The organism is Pseudomonas sp. Pc102, from assembly GCF_018408275.1.
GTDB lineage: Bacteria > Pseudomonadota > Gammaproteobacteria > Pseudomonadales > Pseudomonadaceae > Metapseudomonas > Metapseudomonas tohonis.
The window spans coordinates 6,191,855-6,210,141 of the sequence record NZ_AP021905.1; the positions used below are offsets into that span (position 1 = coordinate 6,191,855).

Sequence of the window (18,287 nt, forward strand, 5' to 3'; positions counted from 1 at the left end):
CGATCAGAGGATTCGGTTCGCCGCTGAGTCTAGGCGGCCTGTATGAAAAACGTTCGATTCAGCCCGCCCACTGGTCGGGGGGGCGGTGGCGGATGCTGCCGCCGTACAGCCCGGGCTGTTTAGGCCGGGCGATAAACGCGCACATTGGCATGCCCCTCGCTGAGCAGATGGTGAGCATGCAGGCGGCTCATGACGCCTTTATCGCAATACAGGAGGTACTGGCGGTTTTCGTCCAGTTCCTTGAAGCGGCTGTTGATGGCGTAGAACGGCAGGGCCTGGACTTCGATGCCGGGCAGCTCCAGCGGTTCATCTTCCTGGGCATCCGGATGGCGGATGTCGATGACGATCTGGCCCGGCAGCGCCTCGCCCACCTCTTCCACCTTCAGGTCCTGGCCCAGTTCCTCGATCACGCGGTCGATGGGGATCAGGCGGGCACGCTCGATGGCACGCTCCAGCACGGCCATGTCGAACTGCGCCTCTTCGTATTCGATGCGGCTCTGCTTGGCGCGGGTGGTCGGGTTCACCGAGATCACGCCGCAGTACTCGGGCATGTGCTTGGCGAACTCGGCGGTGCCGATCCGGGTGGCGGTGTCGATGATGTCCTGCTTGTGGCTGGCGATCAGCGGGCGCAGCACCAGCATGTCGGTGGCCGAGTCGATCACCGAGAGGTTCGGCAGGGTCTGGCTGGACACCTGGGAGATGGCCTCGCCCGTGACCAGCGCCTCGATGCGCAACTGCTCGGCCATGCGCGTGGAGACCCGCAGCATCATGCGCTTGAGGATCACGCCCATCTGGCTGTTGTCGACCTTGCCGAGGATCTCGGCCACCACTTCCTCGAACGGCACGCTGATGAACAGCACGCGCTGGGACCGGCCGAACTTCTCCCACAGGTAGTGGGCCACTTCCATCACGCCCAGCTCGTGGGCGCGGCCCCCGAGGTTGAAGAAGCAGAAGTGGGCCATCAGGCCACGACGCATCATCTGGTAGGCGGCGACGGTGGAATCGAAGCCACCGGACATGAGCACCAGGGTCTGTTCCAGCGAACCCAGCGGGTAGCCGCCGAGGCCGTCGTGCTGGTGATGGATGACGAACAGGCGCTGGTCGCGTACCTCGATGCGCACTTCCACTTCCGGGTTCTTCAGCGAGATGCCGGCGGCGTTGCACTCGCGACGCAGGCGGCTGCCCACGTGGCTCTCCAGCTCCATCGAGGTGAAGGTGTGCTTGCCGGCGCGCTTGCAGCGCACGGAGAAGATCTTCCCGGGGATCTGGTCGGCGTAGTGCAGCTTGCACTTTTCCAGCACGTCGTCGAAGTCGCCGAGCGGGTACTCGTTGACCTCGAGGAAGTGGGTGATGCCCGGGGTGCAGGTGAGGCGCTCGATCATCTCGGCGAGGAGCTTCGGATCGGTTTGCGTCGTAACCAGCTCCAGGTTGTCCCAGATGCCGCTCACTTCGACTTCCGGGTCGAGATCACGCAGCACCACGCGAATGTTCTTCGCGAGCTGGCGGATGAAATGCTTGCGCACCGGCCGGCTCTTGATGGTGATTTCGGGGAAGACCTTGATGATGAGTTTCATGAAAACAGCGCTTGCTGGGACAACGGAAAAAGAGGGGCGCGGATTATAGCGGAAATTGTTCAAGCTTTGACCAAAATCAATCACACCCCCTGAACGCGCACCAAACAGGTGCAATCACGACGTGCGGAGCACGGAATTGGTGCGCAAAACTGTACACAATCGATCTTCAGCCCCCGGCCTGCCTGTGTTCTAGGGCGCTTGCCCATTCCAGGGCACTGGCACGCAATTTGCTCCCTTGTGAGGCAGGTTGCCCTGGCGGACTATGCCGCCCCGGCTTCACCTTTTATTGGGGGCTCAAACTTTTCCAGCTCCCCATTCACCTGGAGGACACCATGTCGAAGTCGCTTCAACTGATCAAAGACCATGACGTGAAGTGGGTAGACCTGCGCTTCACCGATACCAAAGGCAAGCAGCACCACGTGACCATGCCGGCACGCGACGCACTCGACGACGAGTTCTTCGAAGTCGGCAAGATGTTCGACGGCTCGTCCATCCACGGCTGGAAAGGCATCGAAGCCTCCGACATGATCCTGCTGCCGGTCGACAGCACCGCCGTGCTCGATCCGTTCACCGAAGAGCCGACCCTGATCCTGGTCTGCGACATCATCGAGCCGAGCACCATGCAAGGCTACGACCGCGACCCGCGCTCCATCGCCAAGCGCGCCGAGGAGTACCTGAAGACCACCGGTATCGGTGACACCGTCTTCGTCGGCCCGGAACCCGAGTTCTTCATCTTCGACGAAGTGAAGTTCAAGTCCGACATCTCCGGTTCCATGTTCAAGATCTACTCCGAGCAAGGCTCCTGGATGACCGACCAGGACGTCGAAGGCGGCAACAAGGGCCACCGCCCGGCCGTCAAGGGCGGTTACTTCCCGGTTCCGCCGTGCGACCACGACCACGAAATCCGTACCGCCATGTGCAACGCCATGGAAGAGATGGGCCTGGTCATCGAAGTTCACCACCACGAAGTGGCGACTGCCGGCCAGAACGAAATCGGTGTGAAGTTCAACACCCTCGTTGCCAAGGCTGACGAAGTCCAGACCCTGAAGTACTGCGTGCACAACGTGGCCGATGCCTATGGCAAGACCGCCACCTTCATGCCGAAGCCGCTGTACGGCGACAACGGCTCGGGCATGCACGTTCACCTGTCGATCGCCAAAGACGGCAAGAACACCTTCGCAGGTGAAGGCTATGCCGGCCTGTCCGACACCGCCCTGTACTTCATCGGCGGCATCATCAAGCACGGCAAGGCCCTGAACGGCTTCACCAACCCGTCGACCAACTCGTACAAGCGTCTGGTTCCGGGCTTCGAAGCACCGGTCATGCTGGCCTACTCCGCCCGCAACCGTTCCGCCTCGATCCGTATCCCGTACGTATCCAGCCCGAAAGCACGCCGCATCGAAGCGCGCTTCCCGGACCCGGCTGCCAACCCCTACCTGGCCTTCGCCGCCCTGCTGATGGCCGGCCTGGACGGCATCCAGAACAAGATCCACCCCGGCGATGCCGCCGACAAGAACCTGTACGACCTGCCGCCGGAAGAGGCGAAAGAGATCCCGCAGGTTTGCGGCAGCCTGAAAGAGGCGCTGGAAGAACTGGACAAGGGCCGTGCGTTCCTGACCAAGGGCGGCGTGTTCAGCGACGACTTCATCGATGCCTACATCGAGCTGAAGAGCGAAGAAGAAATCAAGGTGCGCACCTTCGTGCACCCGCTGGAATACGACCTGTACTACAGCGTCTGATCCGGCAGCCTGCACAGGCAGCGTGCCGCGCGAGCGGCACGGACTAGAGAGGCCTCCTTCGGGAGGCCTTTTTTTGTCCCGGGAATGGGCCCCGTGCGCTCGGCATCGGCCACGCCGCAAGCGCAGCGCACTCCGGACGGATCACGATTTTCCGGCTGCGCCGCACAGCCGCATCAGGCCGAACTTGCCAGCCCGGCGCGCCGGTGCAACGCTTAGCGGCATCATCCAGAGGAGACCGGCCCATGCGCCTCCTGCTCACCTGCCTGCTGTTGTCGCTGACGCTTCCCGCGACGGCGCAGATCTACAAGTACACCGACGCCAACGGCAACACGGTCTTCACCAACCAGCCGCCGGATGGCACCCGGACCGAAGAGGTCACCCTGCCCACCACCAACACCGTGGAAGCACAGAAGCCCGCCACCCCGCCCGCCGCCGCGAAGGACCAGGCAGCCGAGGCGGCCTACCAGGAACTCCGCCTGACCGACGTGCCCAGCGACGAAGCCCTGCGCGCCAACAACGGCACCTTCTCCGTCGGCGTGCACCTGGTGCCGCGCCTGCGCACCGGCCACCGGCTGCAACTGCTGCTGGACGGCAAGCCCGAGGGCCAGAAGGTCAACGTGCCGCGCCTGCTGGTGGTCAACGCCGATCGCGGCGAGCACAGCCTCGCGGTCCAGGTGCTCGCAGGCGACCAGGTCGTGCAACAGAGCGAGACCATCACCTTCACCGTGCAGCGGGTCAACACCAGCAGCCCCGCGCTGCGCCCGCCGCCCCCTCCGAAACCCACTCCGAAGCCAGCCACCTGACCCATGCGCACGATCCTGTTCTGCCTGCTGTTCACCTGCCTGCCGGCGATGGCCCAGGTCTACACCTACATCGACGAGGAAGGTAACCGCGTCTTCACCGACCGGCCCAAGCCCGGCAACGCCGAGCGCATCGAACTGGCCCCCTCCAACGGCATGACCGCCCAGCCGGCGGCCCCGGCCGTACTGCCGCCCGCCGCCATCCCCCGCGAACTGGGCTACCAGGTGCTGCGCATCCTGGTACCCGAGCCGGACGCCACGGTGCGCGACATGGAGGGCAACCTCATCGTCACCGCCATGAGCGAGCCCGGCCTGCGCGACGGCCACAACTACCGCCTGGTGCTCGACGGCAAGGCCCAGGGCGAACCCGGTCGCAGCCCGGTCTTCCCGCTGAGCAACCTGGATCGCGGCACGCACCAGCTGGCGGTGGAGATCATCGACGACAAGCAACGGGTGGTGGAGCGCACGCCGAACCAGCCGGTGCACATCATGCGCATCACCCTGGCGCAGAAGCGCCAGGCGCGCCCCTGCAAGAAGGCCGACTACGGCGTACGCCCCGAATGCCCGCTCAAGGACAAGCCCAAGGAGCCGGACAAGGGCATCATCGGCATCCTCCCGTTCTTCTGATCCCGCGACGCACCGCAATGGTGCGCCAGGCTGCACCGATTTCTATACTCTCCCCATTTTGGTTCGCCCGCATGCCGCCGCACTGCGCTGAAAAGCAGCCGCAAGCGGCTGGCGGCCTGTTCCAGCGCGTCTTTTCAGGGCTTGGTTTGCTTCTTGCATTTTCCTGCCCATCGCCGAGATGCCCGACCTATGACCATCAACGACGCCCTGCACCGACTGCTGCTCGACAACCTGACCACCGCGGTGATCCTGCTCAACGCCGACCTGCGGCTGGAGTACATGAACCCGGCGGCCGAGATGCTCCTGGCCGTCAGCGGCCAGCGCAGCCACGGCCAGTTCATCAGCGAGCTGTTCACCGAGTCGCCCGAGGCCCTGACCTCGCTGCGCCAGGCGGTGGAACAGGCGCACCCCTTCACCAAGCGCGAGGCCATGCTCACCTCCCTCGCCGGGCAGACCCTGACGGTGGACTATGCGGTGACGCCCATCCTCAACAAGGGCGCCACCCTGCTGCTGCTGGAAGTGCACCCGCGCGACCGGCTGCTGCGCATCACCAAGGAAGAGGCCCAGCTGTCCAAGCAGGAAACCACCAAGCTGCTGGTGCGCGGCCTCGCCCATGAGATCAAGAACCCCCTGGGCGGCATCCGTGGCGCCGCCCAGCTGCTTTCCCGCGAGCTGCCGGAAGAGCACCTGAAGGACTACACCAACGTCATCATCGAGGAGGCCGATCGCCTGCGTAACCTGGTGGACCGCATGCTCGGCTCCAACAAGCTGCCGTCGCTGGCGATGACCAACGTCCACGAAGTGCTGGAGCGTGTCTGCAGCCTGGTGGAAGCGGAGAGCCAGGGCGGCATCACCCTGGTGCGCGACTACGACCCGAGCATCCCGGACGTGCTCATCGACCGCGAGCAGATGATCCAGGCCGTGCTCAATATCGTGCGCAACGCCATGCAGGCCATCTCCGCCAACAACGACCTGCGCCTCGGGCGCATCACCCTGCGTTCGCGCACCCTGCGCCAGTTCACCATCGGCCACACCCGGCACCGCCTGGTGACCAAGGTGGAGATCATCGACAACGGCCCGGGCATCCCGCCCGAGCTGCAGGAAACCATCTTCTACCCCATGGTCAGCGGGCGCCCGGACGGTACCGGGCTCGGGCTGGCCATCGCCCAGAACATCATCAGCCAGCACCAGGGGCTCATCGAGTGCGAGAGCCATCCCGGCCACACCGTCTTCTCGATCTTCCTGCCGCTGGAACAAGGAGCCGCATCCTCATGACTCGTAGTGAAACTGTCTGGATCGTCGATGACGACCGCTCCATCCGCTGGGTCCTGGAAAAGGCCCTGCAACAGGAAGGCATGACCACCCAGAGTTTCGAAAGCGCCGACAGCGTGCTCACCCGCCTGACCCGCCAGCAGCCGGACGTGATCATCTCCGACATCCGCATGCCCGGTGCCAGTGGCCTGGACCTGCTGGCGCGCATCCGCGAGCTGCACCCGCGCCTTCCGGTGATCATCATGACCGCCCACTCGGACCTGGACAGCGCGGTGGCGTCCTACCAGGGCGGTGCCTTCGAATACCTGCCCAAGCCCTTCGACGTCGACGAGGCGGTGTCCCTGGTCAAGCGCGCCAACCAGCACGCCCAGGAGCAGCAGAGCCTGGAAGCCCCGGCCAACCAGCCGCGCACCCCCGAGATCATCGGCGAGGCACCGGCGATGCAGGAGGTGTTCCGCGCCATCGGCCGCCTCAGCCACTCCAACATCACCGTGCTGATCAACGGTGAATCCGGCACCGGCAAGGAGCTGGTGGCGCACGCACTGCATCGCCACAGCCCGCGCGCCGCCTCGCCCTTCATCGCCCTGAACATGGCGGCGATCCCCAAGGACCTGATGGAGTCCGAGCTGTTCGGCCACGAGAAAGGCGCCTTCACCGGCGCGGCCAACCAGCGTCGCGGTCGCTTCGAGCAGGCCGACGGCGGCACCCTGTTCCTCGACGAGATCGGCGACATGCCGGCCGACACCCAGACCCGCCTGCTGCGGGTGCTGGCCGATGGCGAGTTCTACCGCGTGGGCGGCCACACCCCGGTGAAGGTGGACGTGCGCATCATCGCCGCCACCCACCAGAACCTGGAAAACCTGGTGCAGGCCGGCAAGTTCCGCGAAGACCTCTTCCACCGCCTCAACGTCATCCGCATCCATATCCCGCGCATGTCCGACCGCCGCGAGGACATCCCCGCGCTGGCCCGCCACTTCCTCGCCCGGGCGGCCCAGGAGCTGGCCGTGGAGCCCAAGCTGCTCAAGCCGGAGACCGAGGAATACCTGAAGAACCTGCCCTGGCCGGGCAACGTGCGCCAGCTGGAGAACACCTGCCGCTGGATCACCGTCATGGCCTCGGGTCGCGAAGTCCACGTGGACGACCTGCCGCCGGAACTGCTCACCCAGCCCCAGGACGCGGCGCCGGTCACCAACTGGGAGCAGGCCCTGCGCCAGTGGGCCGACCAGGCGCTGGCCCGCGGCCAGTCCAGCCTGCTGGACAGCGCCGTGCCGTCGTTCGAGCGGATCATGATCGAGACCGCGCTCAAGCACACCGCGGGCCGTCGCCGCGACGCCGCCGTGCTGCTGGGCTGGGGCCGCAACACCCTCACCCGCAAGATCAAGGAACTGGGCATGAAGGTGGATGGCGGCGACGAGGACGACGGCGACGACGCCTGATCGGCCCGGCTCCACCCTCCACTCCGACCTCGCGGGCCTGCTGGCCCGCGAAGCATTTCAGGCGGCCACCCCGCCTCACCGCGTTGTAGGAGCGAGTTCGTTCGCGACGGACCGCCAGCCGGTCCTTGGAAGCCCCTCGGAAAGGCCGCCCGCGAATGGATTCGCTCCTGCTCCCTCCCCCCGCGTCTTTCTCCGTGACGCCAGCTTGAAGCCCGCCCGCTGTCCGGGACGCACCAACGCAGGCGGCAGCCGGGGAAAACGTTCACGACTGGTGCCATGCACCGCTTCGGCGCATCAAAAATGTGCCCAGAAAATGTTCAGGACCTGACTGCCGCCCGCCTGGAGACGGGCATTCCATGATGCTCCCGAAAAAGCCAGGAAGGGCCAGAGCCCAATAACCACGGGGCCTCTGGCCATGAGGCGCGAATTCCAATGGAGGTGGACAGGGGCCGAATGCGAAAACTGGCACAGCCTCTGCATTGGTAGAGACAACCGTTTTCGGGGACCTTGGTACAGGCAGGCCGGGGATCCCTCTTTTATGCAAGACCCTTCACTGCCCCGCCGTCGCGTCGAGCCGAGCTCCGCGGGCGAGCGGTGAAGGACGATGGTTTTGGGGCCTTGGTACAGGCAGGCCGGGGATTCCCCTTTCTTATCCCGCCCGGGAGCCGAGACAACGGCCCCGGACAGCAGCGACGACCCGTTTCGGGGACCTTGGTACAGGCAGGCCGGGGAATCCCCTTTCTTATCCCTCCCGCAGGCTGATCTGCAGCCGCCACTTGCCATCCACCTCGGCACCGCTCCACTCCCCATGCAGGGGGCGGGTCGCCACGAAGTGCAAGAGCAACCCATTGCGGGTCATCTGCAAGCGCCAGTTCAGCGCCTTGCCACCCAATTGCAGGCGGCCCTTCTGCGGCTCGGCGCTGGCATCGAAGATGAAGGCCAGCGCCCCGTCCATGTGCTCGGCACGCTGGCGCGGCTCGCCGTCGAACCACAGCGCCAGCCCGTCGGGCAAGGCCTCCACCCGCTCCAGGTGGATGGGCCCCGGTGCGGTCAGGCGGCCGATCATCAGCCCGACCAGCAGTCCGAAAATCGCCAGCGAACCTAAAAACCGCGGCCACATGCGCCGCCTCGGGTCCTCATCGGGAGTAGAATGCCGCCGGTTTTGGGGCAGGGGGCCACGCATGTTTCACGTCATCCTTTTTCAACCGGAAATTCCGCCGAACACCGGCAACATTATCAGGCTGTGCGCCAACTCGGGCTGCCACCTGCACCTGGTCGAACCCCTGGGTTTCGAGCTCGACGACAAGCGCCTGCGCCGCGCCGGGCTGGACTACCACGAGTACGCCACCCTGCAGCGCCACGCCGACCTGGAGAGCTGCCTGGCGAGCCTGGGCCACCCCCGCGTGTTCGCCTTCACCACCAAGGGCACCCGGCTGTTCCACGAGGTCGCCTTCGAGAAGGGCGACGCCTTTCTCTTCGGCCCGGAAAGCCGCGGCCTGCCGGAAGAGGTGCGCGAGGCCCTGCCGCCCGAGCAGCGCCTGCGCCTGCCCATGCGTCCCGGCTGCCGCAGCCTGAACCTGTCCAACAGCGTGGCCGTGGCGGTCTACGAGGCCTGGCGCCAGCATGGCTTCAGCCTGGACTGAACCGGGCGAACACGCGCCCACAAAAAAGCGCCCCGAGGGGCGCTTTTTCTTCATCCAGCGTGGATCAGGCGTTGGCCGGAGCTTCGCCGGCGGCCTGCAGGCGCGCCATTTCCTGCGCGTACAGGGCGTCGAAGTTCACCGGAGCCAGCATCAGTGCCGGGAACGAGCCGCGTACGACGAGGCTGTCCAGGGTTTCGCGGGCGTAGGGGAACAGGATGTTCGGGCAGAAGGCGCCCAGGGTGTGGCTCATGGAAGCCGCGTCCAGGCCCTTGATCAGGAAGATGCCGGCCTGCTGCACTTCGGCGATGAAGGCGGTTTCTTCGCCGTTCTTCACGGTCACGGAGAGGGTCAGCACCACTTCGTGGAAATCGCCGTCCAGCGACTTCTGGCGTGTGTTGAGGTCCAGCGCCACGCTCGGGGTCCACTCCTGGCGGAAGATCTCGGGGCTCTTGGGGGCCTCGAACGACAGGTCACGCACGTAGATGCGCTGCAGCGAGAATTGCGGGTTCTGAGCTTCCTGGGAAGCGCCGTTGCTTGCTTGTTCAGTCATGGCAGAGCCTTCTTGTTCGTACGTTTTCGAGTGGGGTCACGCCTTGAGCAGAGCATCCAGCTTGCCCGCCCGCTCAAGGGCATAAAGGTCGTCACAGCCGCCCACATGGGTCGAACCGATCCATATCTGCGGCACCGAGGTGCGGCCCGCCTTGCGGGTCATCTCGGCGCGGACGTCGGGCTTGCCATCGACCCGGATCTCTTCGTATTGGACGCCCTTGCTGCCGAGCAATTGCTTGGCCCGGATGCAGTAGGGGCACCAGTCACTGGAGTAGATGACGACGGCAGCCATGTTCACTTCACCAACGGCAGGTTTTCGCCACGCCAGCTGCCGATGCCGCCGGACAGCTTGAAGGCGGTGAAACCGGCTTTCTGCAGGTCACGGCAAACGGTACCAGCGTGCTGGCCCATGGTATCGACCACTATGATGGTCTTGTCCTTATGCTTATCCAGCTCCGCAAGGCGAGCAGCCAGCTTTTCGTAGGGGATGTTCAGCGAGTCGACGATGCGGCCGCTGGAGAAGTCCTTGCTGCTGCGCACGTCGAGGACGATGCCCTGGCCGCTGTTGACCAGCGCGGTGAGCTCGCGGGTGCTGATGCTGCGGCCGCCACGGCGCAGTTCGTGGGCGATCAGGAGCACCAGCAGGACGACGAAGGATGCGCTCAGTACATAGTGGTTGGTGGCAAATTCAATCAGGTGGGCGAACATCGACGGGTCCCGGGACGGTAAAATGCCGGCCAGTATACACAGCACCACAGGTCCACCAAACCCCGCACGGCGGTGACGCACAAGGAACTTGTACGTAAAATGCCGCTCCCTTTTTGATCTTCTTGTGCCATGCGAGTCGGACTTATGACAGCCACGCCCAACCCCCTGGTTCTGATCATCCTGGACGGCTTCGGTCACAGTGACAGTCCCGAGTACAACGCCATCTACGCCGCCACCAAGCCGGTCTACGACCGCCTGCTGGCCACCCAGCCGCACGGCCTGATCTCTGGCAGCGGCATGGACGTGGGCCTGCCGGACGGGCAGATGGGCAACTCCGAGGTGGGCCACATGAACCTCGGCGCCGGCCGCGTGGTTTACCAGGACTTCACCCGCGTCACCAAGGCCATCCGTGATGGCGAGTTCTTCGCCAACCCCGTGATAGTCGAGGCCGTGGACAAGGCCGTTGCCGCCGGCAAGGCCGTGCACTTCATGGGCCTGCTTTCCGACGGCGGCGTACACAGCCACCAGGACCACCTGGTCGCCATGGCCGAGCTGGCCGCCCAGCGCGGCGCCGAGAAGATCTACCTGCACGCCTTCCTCGACGGCCGCGACACCCCGCCGAAAAGCGCCGAGCCCTCCATCGAGCTGCTCGATGCCACCTTCGCCCGCCTGGGCAAGGGCCGCATCGCCAGCCTGATCGGCCGCTACTTCGCCATGGACCGCGACAACCGCTGGGACCGCGTCGAAGCCGCCTACAACCTGATCACCGAAGGCCAGGCCGAATTCACCGCCGCCAGCGCCCGTGAAGGCCTCGCCGCCGCCTACGAGCGCGGCGAGAGCGACGAATTCGTCAAGGCCACTCGTATCGGCGACGCCGCCCCGGTGCAGGATGGCGACGCGGTCATCTTCATGAACTTCCGTGCCGACCGCGCCCGCGAGCTGTCCCGCGCCTTCGTCGAGCCCGGCTTCAAGGAATTCGCCCGTGCTCGTGAAATCGCCCTGGCCGGCTACGTGATGCTGACCCAGTACGCCGCCAGCATCCCCGCGCCCAGCGCCTTCAAGCCCGAGTCCCTGGACAACGTGCTGGGTGAATACCTCGCGGCCAACGGCAAGACCCAGCTGCGCATCGCCGAGACCGAGAAGTACGCCCACGTGACCTTCTTCTTCTCCGGCGGCCGCGAGGAGCCCTTCGAAGGCGAAGAGCGCATCCTCATCCCCTCGCCCAAGGTCGCCACCTATGACCTGCAGCCGGAGATGAGCGCCCCCGAGGTGACCGACCGCATCGTCGACGCCATCGAGAACCTGCGCTACGACGTGATCATCGTGAACTACGCCAACGGCGACATGGTCGGCCACACCGGCGTCTTCGAGGCCGCGGTCAGGGCCGTCGAGTGCCTGGACACCTGCCTGGGACGCATCACCGCCGCCCTCGACAAGGTCGGCGGCGAGGCGCTGATCACCGCCGACCACGGCAACGTCGAGCAGATGGAAGACGAAGCCACCGGCCAGGCGCACACCGCGCACACCTGCGAGCCGGTGCCCTTCATCTATTACGGCAAGCGCCAGGTCAGCCTGCGCGAAGGCGGCGTGCTCGCCGACGTGGCCCCCACCCTGCTGACCCTGATGGGCCTGCCGGTGCCGGCCGAGATGACCGGCAAGAGCATCGTCGAACTGAAATGACCCACGCGCCGACCACCGGCGCCGCGGTTTCGCATCGAACGCCCCGCAGCTCAGGCTTCGGGGCGTTTTTTTTGCCGAGCGCGACGGGCATACTAGGCCCGTCTTCTTCCCTGGTGCCGCACGCCCCCATGTTTCGCGCCCTCACCCTCATTCTCCTTGCCTGCCTACTCGCGCCGGCCGTCGCCGACGAGCGCGCGCAGACCCAGCAACAGCTGGACCAGGCCGCCAAGGACGTCACCGAACTCAAGAAACTCCTCAAGCAGCTGCAGGAGGAGAAGTCCGGCGTGCAGGCGGACCTGAAGAAAACCGAATCGGAGATGGGCCAGCTGGAAAAGCAGGTCAAGGACCTGCAACAGGAACTCGACAAGGGCGAAGGCGAAGTGAGGCGCCTGGACCAGGAGAAAAAAAAGCTCCAGGGCGCGCGCCTTGAACAGCAGAGGCTGATCGGCATCCAGGCGCGCGCCGCCTACCAGAGTGGCCAGCAGGAATACCTCAAGCTGCTGCTCAACCAGCAGCACCCCGAGAAATTCGCCCGTACCCTCACCTACTACGACTACCTCAGCCAGGCCCGCCTGGAGCAGCTCGACGCCTTCAACGAGACCTTGCGCCAACTGGCCAACGTCGAGCGCGACATCGCCAGCCAGCAGGCCGCGCTCGTCGAGCAGAAGAGCGCCCTGGACGGCCGCCGCGAGCAACTCGCCGGCCTGCGCAAGGAGCGCCAGCTGGCCCTGGCCAAGCTCAACCGCGACGTGACCGACCGCGACCAGAAGCTCAAGGCCCGCCAGCAGGAGCAGGCCGAGCTGGGCCGTGTGCTCAAGACCATTGAGGAAACCCTCGCCCGCCAGGCCCGCGAGGCCGAAGAGGCACGCAAGCGCGAACTGGCCGAACGGCAGCGCCAGGAAGACGAGCTCAAGCGCTCCCCGGCCGCCGCCAAATCCCTTTCCGGCCCCCTGGTTTCGAGCACCGGCGGCAACTTCGGCGGCCCCTTCGCCAGTGCCCGGGGCAAGCTGCCCTGGCCGGTCGATGGCCGTCTCGTTGCGAGATTTGGAACTCCTCGCGGCGAAGACGCACGAACTAAGTGGGACGGCGTGCTGATCGGCGCCGCCGCAGGCAGCCAGGTGCGCGCCGTGCATGGCGGCCGCGTGGTCTTCGCCGACTGGTTGCGCGGCGCGGGGCTGTTGGTCATCCTCGACCACGGCAACGGCTTCCTGAGCCTGTACGGCCACAACCAGAGCCTGTTGAAAAATGCCGGCGACATCGTCAAGGCGGGGGAGTCCATCGCCACCGTCGGCACCAGTGGCGGGCAGGATACGCCCGCGTTGTATTTCGCCATCCGCCAGCAGGGCCGCCCCAGCGACCCCGCGCAGTGGTGCCGGGCGCAAGGATAAGCGCCACTTCATTCCGTAGGAGTTGATTCGCATGCCGCATCTGTCCCGCCTTACCTCCCTGGCCATGGCCCTGGCGCTGCTCGGCGGTGCATCGCTCGCCTCCGCCGCCCAGGAGCCCGCAGCGCCGGCGCCCGCCCCGGCACCGGCGGCGAACGGCAAGGCACCGCTGCCCCTGGACGAGCTGCGCACCTTCGCCGAGGTGCTGGACCGGATCAAATCCGCCTACGTCGAACCGGTGGACGACAAGACCCTGCTGGAGAACGCCATCAAGGGCATGCTCAGCAACCTCGACCCGCACTCCGCGTACCTGGAGCCCGAGGCGTTCCAGGAGCTGCAGGAAAGCACCAGCGGCGAATTCGGCGGCCTGGGCATCGAAGTGGGCACCGAGGACGGCTTCATCAAGGTCGTCTCGCCCATCGACGACACCCCTGCCTCCAAGGCCGGCATCCAGCCGGGCGACCTGATCGTCAAGATCGACGGCCAGCCGACCAAGGGCCTGTCGATGATGGAAGCCGTGGACAAGATGCGCGGCAAGGCCGGCAGCCCTATCGTGCTGACCCTGGTACGCGAGGGCGGCCAGCCCTTCGACGTCGAGCTCAAGCGCGCGGTGATCAAGGTCAAGAGCGTCAAGAGCCAGGTGCTGGACAAGAACTACGGCTACATCCGCATCACCCAGTTCCAGGTCAACACCGGCGAGGAAGTGGGCAAGGCGCTGGCCAAGCTGCGCAAGGACAACGGTGACAAGAAACTCGCCGGCCTGGTCCTGGACCTGCGCAACAACCCCGGCGGCGTGCTGCAGTCCGCGGTGGAGGTGGCCGACCACTTCCTCACCAAGGGCCTGATCGTCTACACCAAGGGCCGCATCGCCAACTCCGAGTTGCGCTTCTCCGCCGACCCGGCCGACGCCAGCGAAGGCGTGCCGCTGGTGGTGCTGATCAACGGTGGCAGCGCCTCGGCGGCCGAGATCGTCGCCGGCGCCCTGCAGGACCACAAGCGTGGCGTGCTGATGGGCACCGACAGCTTCGGCAAGGGCTCGGTACAGACCGTGCTGCCGCTGAACAACGACCGCGCCCTGAAGCTCACCACCGCGCTCTACTTCACCCCCAACGGTCGCTCCATCCAGGCCCAGGGCATCGTCCCCGACGTGGAAGTGGCCCGCGCCAAGGTGACCCGCGAGCAGGACAGCGAGAACTTCAAGGAAGCCGACCTCGCCGGCCACCTCGGCAACGGCAACGGTGGCGCCGACAAGCCCAGCTCCGGCAAGGCCAAGGCCGCCCAGGCCCGCCCGCAGGACGACGACTACCAGTTGAACCAGGCGCTGAACCTGCTCAAGGGCCTGAACGTCACCCGCGGGGATTGAGGTGAGCCGGGGAGCCTGGCTGCTGGCGCTGCTGCTCGGCGCGTCGGCGACCCAGGCCCGCGATCCCCTTCCGCCCCTGCCCCGGCTGCCCCTCGCGGCGCCGGAGCAGGCGGCGCCCGCCCAGGCGCTGCCCATCCAGCCCGGCCCCTTGAGACTCGGCCCCGAGCAGCCGGCCACCGCCTCGCCCACCGCCCCTTCCAACCCAGGCCCGGCAACACCGCCCGCCAGGGCCGACAGGCCGGCGAAGACCGCCTCCCCCGCTCCGGCCACCCCGCTCGACAGCCGCCAGCGTCCACGCCTGACGCTGGTGATCGACGACCTCGGCCAGACGCCCGAGCGCGATCGCCGCGTGCTCGCCCTGCCCGGCCCGGTGGCCCTGTCGATCATCCCCGACGCGCCCCACGCCACCCAGTTGGCCAACACCGCCCACGCCGCCGGCAAGACGGTGATGCTGCATCTGCCCATGGACCCGGCCGGCGGCCCCTTCGCCTGGCACCCGGGCATGCCGGTGGACGAACTGCAGCGGCGCCTCGACGCCGCCTTGCGCGTCGTGCCCCACGCCCAGGGCCTGAACAACCACATGGGCAGCCGCATGACCGCCCAGCCCCAGGCCATGGCCTGGCTGATGCACCGCCTGCAGGGCGATCACCGTTTCTTCATCGACAGCCGCACCAGCGCCGCCACCGTGGCCGCCGCCGAAGCACAGAAGATCGGCCTGGCGAGCCTCTCGCGGGACGTCTTCCTCGACGACGACATGCACCCCGAAGCCATCGCCGCGCAGTTCGAAGCCGCCCTCAAGCTCGCCCGCAAGCAGGGCTCGGCGGTGATGATCGGCCACCCCCACCCCGCCACCCTGGCGTTGCTCGAACGCGAGCTGCCGCGCCTGAAGGCGCAGGGCTTCGAGCTGATCGGGGTGCAGCAGATGATCGCCCTGCGCAGCAACCGCGCCATGGCGGCCCACGGCAAGGGCGGCGTCTATCGCTGAATCGGCGTGCGCCAGCGCATGTTCCCCGGCACAGCGGCTGGGCAAACGGACGTCGAGTCCTTAGGCTTCAGCGCTTCTCCCGCAAGGATGCCGTTCCATGCCCCGTCGCCAATCCCTGATCAAGGCCCTCGTCATCCTGGCGTTCGTCATCGCCGCCGTGGTGCCCACGGGCTACCTCTGGATCATCGTCAGCGCCAAGCTGGAACTCGGCGGCGCCAGCCCGGGCGAAGCAGTCGTGGGCACCACCAGCCGCGTCGAGCAGCGGGCCCGGCAGCAATACTGCACCGGCGTGCTGGCGACACCGAAGAACACCTGGCTGGTCGGCCGCATGGACCGCGCGGAAAAGACCGAAGGCCAGCCCGGCATCGACCTCGATGCCCTGATCCGCGGCAATGCTGCCGAACAGGACGACGAGGAGCCCTCGGGCTTCGGCGGCCTCTTCGGTGGCGGCTTGTCCAGCGACCCGCAGACCACCTACCTGTCACGGCTCGACGATAAGGGTGAATTCGTCCAGGTCGCCCACCTCGGCGAAACCGCCTGCCTGGTGGCGACGCCCGATGGCGACACCCTCTACCTGCTCACCGGCGTCAACCGCCCCGAGGATGCGCAGCAGGCGGACATCCGGCAGACGGTGGTCCTGCGCAGCGACGACCAGGGCACCAGCTGGGCGCCCCTGGAACAGGGCCTGCTGGCCGAAGCCAACGACCTGGCCTGGTCGCTCGAGCCCTACTTCTTCGACAACCAGCAGTTCTGGGCCTGGGCCAGCCTGCCGCAGAGCAGCAGCGCCTATGGCGAGCCCGAGAACCTGCGCGGCGGCCTCTACTACTCGCCCGACCAGGGCGCGACCCGCGAGGCGATCATCGCCAGCGACGACCTCCTGGTCAGCCTCGACGCCATCCGCAGCCGCGCACCGGAAGGCGTCAACTGGGGCGACTACAACAGCGGGTACGGCCGCATCACAAGCCATGTCCAGCAGTTCGACGACCAGCACGCGGCGATCTGGGTCTCGCAGTCCTTCCTCTACGGCGAGCCCGACGGCAAGTACCTCACCACCCCGGTGTTCGTCACCAGCAGGGCCCGCCTGGTACGTGACGGCGGCCAGTGGCGGATGGGGCCGCTGGAGCGGGAGTACGGCCTGCACCTGGACGAGGTGGTGAGCAACGACGACGAGCGCGTGATCGCGGTGATCGAGCGCGAGGGGGAAGAAGCCGTCCAGGTCGCCGAACTGGACCGGCAGACCCTCGCCTGGCAACCCCGGGGCAGCCTGCCCAGCCCGTTCTGGCCACTGCCCTCCAGTACCGGCCTGCGCGGGTTCAGCATCGGCAAGGGGGTGCTGCTGGCCAATACCGACAGCAGCTACAGCGTCCCCCTGTGGCTCTACCCCACGGCCGATGGCGAGCCGGCGACCATTTCCTCCGACGCGGTGTTCTATTCACGGGACTGGGGCCGGAGCTGGAGCCGCCTCGCCATCGAAGGCTACCTGGGCGTGCAGGGACTGGACCCGCGCACCGACCGGGTGTTCTGGGCGGAAGGCGACTGGTACGACGTCAACCCGGACAAGCGCATCCACAGCTACCGCCTGGACTGACGCGCACGGCGAATCCTGCCGGAACGGCTCTGCATGAAGGTGTTCATGGGTAATGGGCAGCCCGCATGCATGCGGGGCCTGATCGACAGAACGTCAACGCACCAGAACGGTGCAAGCGCCACCCACCCCTGCTGGGTGGGTGGCGGCAGGCGGGATCACAGGTAGTTCTTGGTCACTTCGTCGACGAAGCCATCGGCGCGCATCTGGTCGAGGGCCTTCTGCAGGCGCTCGATCACCTCGTCCGGGGTGTCCTTGTTGAAGGCCAGGTACAGCTCGGCATCATTGAAGCGCAGCACGGTCTGCAGGCCGGTGACGCCTTCCTGCTTGGCCAGGTAGCGGCCGACCGGGTCGGTGGTGGCCCACAGGTCGATCTGGCCCTTGATCAGCTTCTTCACGTTCTCCTGGTCACGCAGGGCGTTCTGCGGGGACAGGCCCTGGCTTTCCAGGTGCTGGCTCACGGCGTCGTTCTTGTAGGCGCCGATGCGGTACTGGCCGGCGCTCTTCAGGTCCTTGAGGGCGATGTTGTTGCCCGGGGCGGCGAGCAGCACCCAGCCGGTCTTGGCGACGGGGCCGACCCACTTGAACAGCGGCTGGCGCTCGGGGGTGAAGGTGGTGGAGAACAGGCCGTAGTTGGGCTTGTCCAGGGTCAGGCGATACAGCCGGTCCCAGGGGAAGCGCAGGGTGAGGGTGTATTCGATGTTCGCGCGCTTGAACATCTCGCGGACGATATCGGTGCTGATGCCGTCGATGCCGTCGTCGCGGGCGAAGTTCTTGTCGTCCACCGCCATGTTGAAGGGCGGGAAGTTCTCGGTCAGCAGCACGACCTTGTAGTCGGCCGGAAGCTCGGCGCGGGCCCCGAAGGCCAGGAACATCAGGCCCAGGGTCAGGGCGTTTCTCATCAGTTTGTGCATTGTCATCCGCTCGCTTGAATTTGTGGT

At 66.4% G+C, this 18,287-nt stretch carries 17 protein-coding genes; 11 read left to right on the top strand and 6 right to left on the bottom strand.

Features of this window, described 5'->3' with window-relative positions:
• Positions 1 to 119 precede the first annotated feature (119 nt).
• Entirely contained in the window at positions 120 to 1,574 is a 1,455-nt protein-coding gene (thiI, locus tag PHLH3_RS28170; protein WP_111264266.1) for a tRNA uracil 4-sulfurtransferase ThiI, read from the bottom strand.
• 332 nt (positions 1,575 to 1,906) lie between these two features.
• Between thiI and glnA the strand changes: the two genes are divergently transcribed.
• The 5 genes from glnA to ntrC all read left to right on the top strand — a co-directional run bounded on the left by glnA (position 1,907) and on the right by ntrC (position 7,448).
• Positions 1,907 to 3,313 (top strand): glutamate--ammonia ligase, encoded by a 1,407-nt coding sequence (glnA, locus tag PHLH3_RS28175; protein WP_111264265.1) that lies wholly within the window; start codon positions 1,907 to 1,909, stop codon positions 3,311 to 3,313.
• A gap of 242 nt (positions 3,314 to 3,555) precedes the next feature.
• Positions 3,556 to 4,116 carry a DUF4124 domain-containing protein gene (locus PHLH3_RS28180; protein ID WP_213626841.1) on the top strand — a complete coding sequence of 187 codons (561 nt, stop codon included), beginning with the start codon at positions 3,556 to 3,558 and terminating at the stop codon, positions 4,114 to 4,116.
• Between the two features lie 3 nt (positions 4,117 to 4,119).
• Positions 4,120 to 4,740, top strand: a complete 621-nt coding sequence (locus PHLH3_RS28185) for a DUF4124 domain-containing protein (protein WP_213626843.1) — start codon at positions 4,120 to 4,122, stop codon at positions 4,738 to 4,740.
• A 189-nt stretch (positions 4,741 to 4,929) separates the two neighbouring features.
• Positions 4,930 to 6,015, top strand: a complete 1,086-nt coding sequence (gene glnL / locus PHLH3_RS28190; protein ID WP_111264262.1) for a nitrogen regulation protein NR(II) — start codon at positions 4,930 to 4,932, stop codon at positions 6,013 to 6,015.
• Complete coding sequence (ntrC, locus tag PHLH3_RS28195; protein ID WP_111264261.1) at positions 6,012 to 7,448, top strand: nitrogen regulation protein NR(I); 1,437 nt, start codon at positions 6,012 to 6,014, stop codon at positions 7,446 to 7,448. Before glnL ends, ntrC begins: the two co-directional genes overlap by 4 nt.
• Positions 7,449 to 8,190: 742 nt before the next feature.
• On the opposite strand, the gene PHLH3_RS28200 is transcribed toward ntrC, so the two are convergent.
• The gene (locus tag PHLH3_RS28200; RefSeq protein ID WP_213626845.1) at positions 8,191 to 8,631 is read right to left on the bottom strand and encodes a hypothetical protein; all 441 of its coding nucleotides are present in this window, start codon (positions 8,629 to 8,631) and stop codon (positions 8,191 to 8,193) included.
• Here PHLH3_RS28200 and trmL point away from each other — a divergent pair.
• Positions 8,630 to 9,091: a tRNA (uridine(34)/cytosine(34)/5-carboxymethylaminomethyluridine(34)-2'-O)-methyltransferase TrmL gene (gene trmL / locus PHLH3_RS28205; RefSeq protein WP_111264747.1), complete on the top strand. Its 462-nt coding sequence runs from the start codon at positions 8,630 to 8,632 to the stop codon at positions 9,089 to 9,091. The two genes, PHLH3_RS28200 and trmL, sit on opposite strands and share 2 nt — an antisense overlap.
• 64 nt (positions 9,092 to 9,155) lie before the next feature.
• On the opposite strand, the gene secB is transcribed toward trmL, so the two are convergent.
• Genes secB through PHLH3_RS28220 form a run of 3 tightly spaced genes read right to left on the bottom strand, consistent with a single transcriptional unit; the run spans position 9,156 to position 10,348 of the window.
• Positions 9,156 to 9,641: a protein-export chaperone SecB gene (gene secB, locus PHLH3_RS28210; RefSeq protein WP_021218677.1), complete on the bottom strand. Its 486-nt coding sequence runs from the start codon at positions 9,639 to 9,641 to the stop codon at positions 9,156 to 9,158.
• A 36-nt stretch (positions 9,642 to 9,677) separates the two neighbouring features.
• Positions 9,678 to 9,932: a glutaredoxin 3 gene (gene grxC, locus PHLH3_RS28215; protein ID WP_111264746.1), complete on the bottom strand. Its 255-nt coding sequence runs from the start codon at positions 9,930 to 9,932 to the stop codon at positions 9,678 to 9,680.
• Positions 9,933 to 9,934: 2 nt separating this feature from the next.
• Complete coding sequence (locus tag PHLH3_RS28220) at positions 9,935 to 10,348, bottom strand: rhodanese-like domain-containing protein (RefSeq protein WP_213626847.1); 414 nt, start codon at positions 10,346 to 10,348, stop codon at positions 9,935 to 9,937.
• 144 nt (positions 10,349 to 10,492) lie between these two features.
• Between PHLH3_RS28220 and gpmI the strand changes: the two genes are divergently transcribed.
• The 5 genes from gpmI to PHLH3_RS28245 all read left to right on the top strand — a co-directional run bounded on the left by gpmI (position 10,493) and on the right by PHLH3_RS28245 (position 17,349).
• Complete coding sequence (gene gpmI / locus PHLH3_RS28225; RefSeq protein WP_213626849.1) at positions 10,493 to 12,028, top strand: 2,3-bisphosphoglycerate-independent phosphoglycerate mutase; 1,536 nt, start codon at positions 10,493 to 10,495, stop codon at positions 12,026 to 12,028.
• 128 nt (positions 12,029 to 12,156) lie between these two features.
• Positions 12,157 to 13,416 (top strand): murein hydrolase activator EnvC, encoded by a 1,260-nt coding sequence (locus PHLH3_RS28230; RefSeq protein WP_173170993.1) that lies wholly within the window; start codon positions 12,157 to 12,159, stop codon positions 13,414 to 13,416.
• A 31-nt stretch (positions 13,417 to 13,447) separates the two neighbouring features.
• Positions 13,448 to 14,776 carry a S41 family peptidase gene (locus tag PHLH3_RS28235; protein ID WP_213626851.1) on the top strand — a complete coding sequence of 443 codons (1,329 nt, stop codon included), beginning with the start codon at positions 13,448 to 13,450 and terminating at the stop codon, positions 14,774 to 14,776.
• Between the two features lie 298 nt (positions 14,777 to 15,074).
• Positions 15,075 to 15,761: a divergent polysaccharide deacetylase family protein gene (locus PHLH3_RS28240; protein WP_244863102.1), complete on the top strand. Its 687-nt coding sequence runs from the start codon at positions 15,075 to 15,077 to the stop codon at positions 15,759 to 15,761.
• Positions 15,762 to 15,858: 97 nt separating this feature from the next.
• Complete coding sequence (locus PHLH3_RS28245; RefSeq protein ID WP_213626853.1) at positions 15,859 to 17,349, top strand: hypothetical protein; 1,491 nt, start codon at positions 15,859 to 15,861, stop codon at positions 17,347 to 17,349.
• A gap of 155 nt (positions 17,350 to 17,504) precedes the next feature.
• On the opposite strand, the gene PHLH3_RS28250 is transcribed toward PHLH3_RS28245, so the two are convergent.
• Positions 17,505 to 18,260 (bottom strand): ABC transporter substrate-binding protein, encoded by a 756-nt coding sequence (locus PHLH3_RS28250; protein ID WP_111260736.1) that lies wholly within the window; start codon positions 18,258 to 18,260, stop codon positions 17,505 to 17,507.
• Positions 18,261 to 18,287 lie beyond the last annotated feature (27 nt).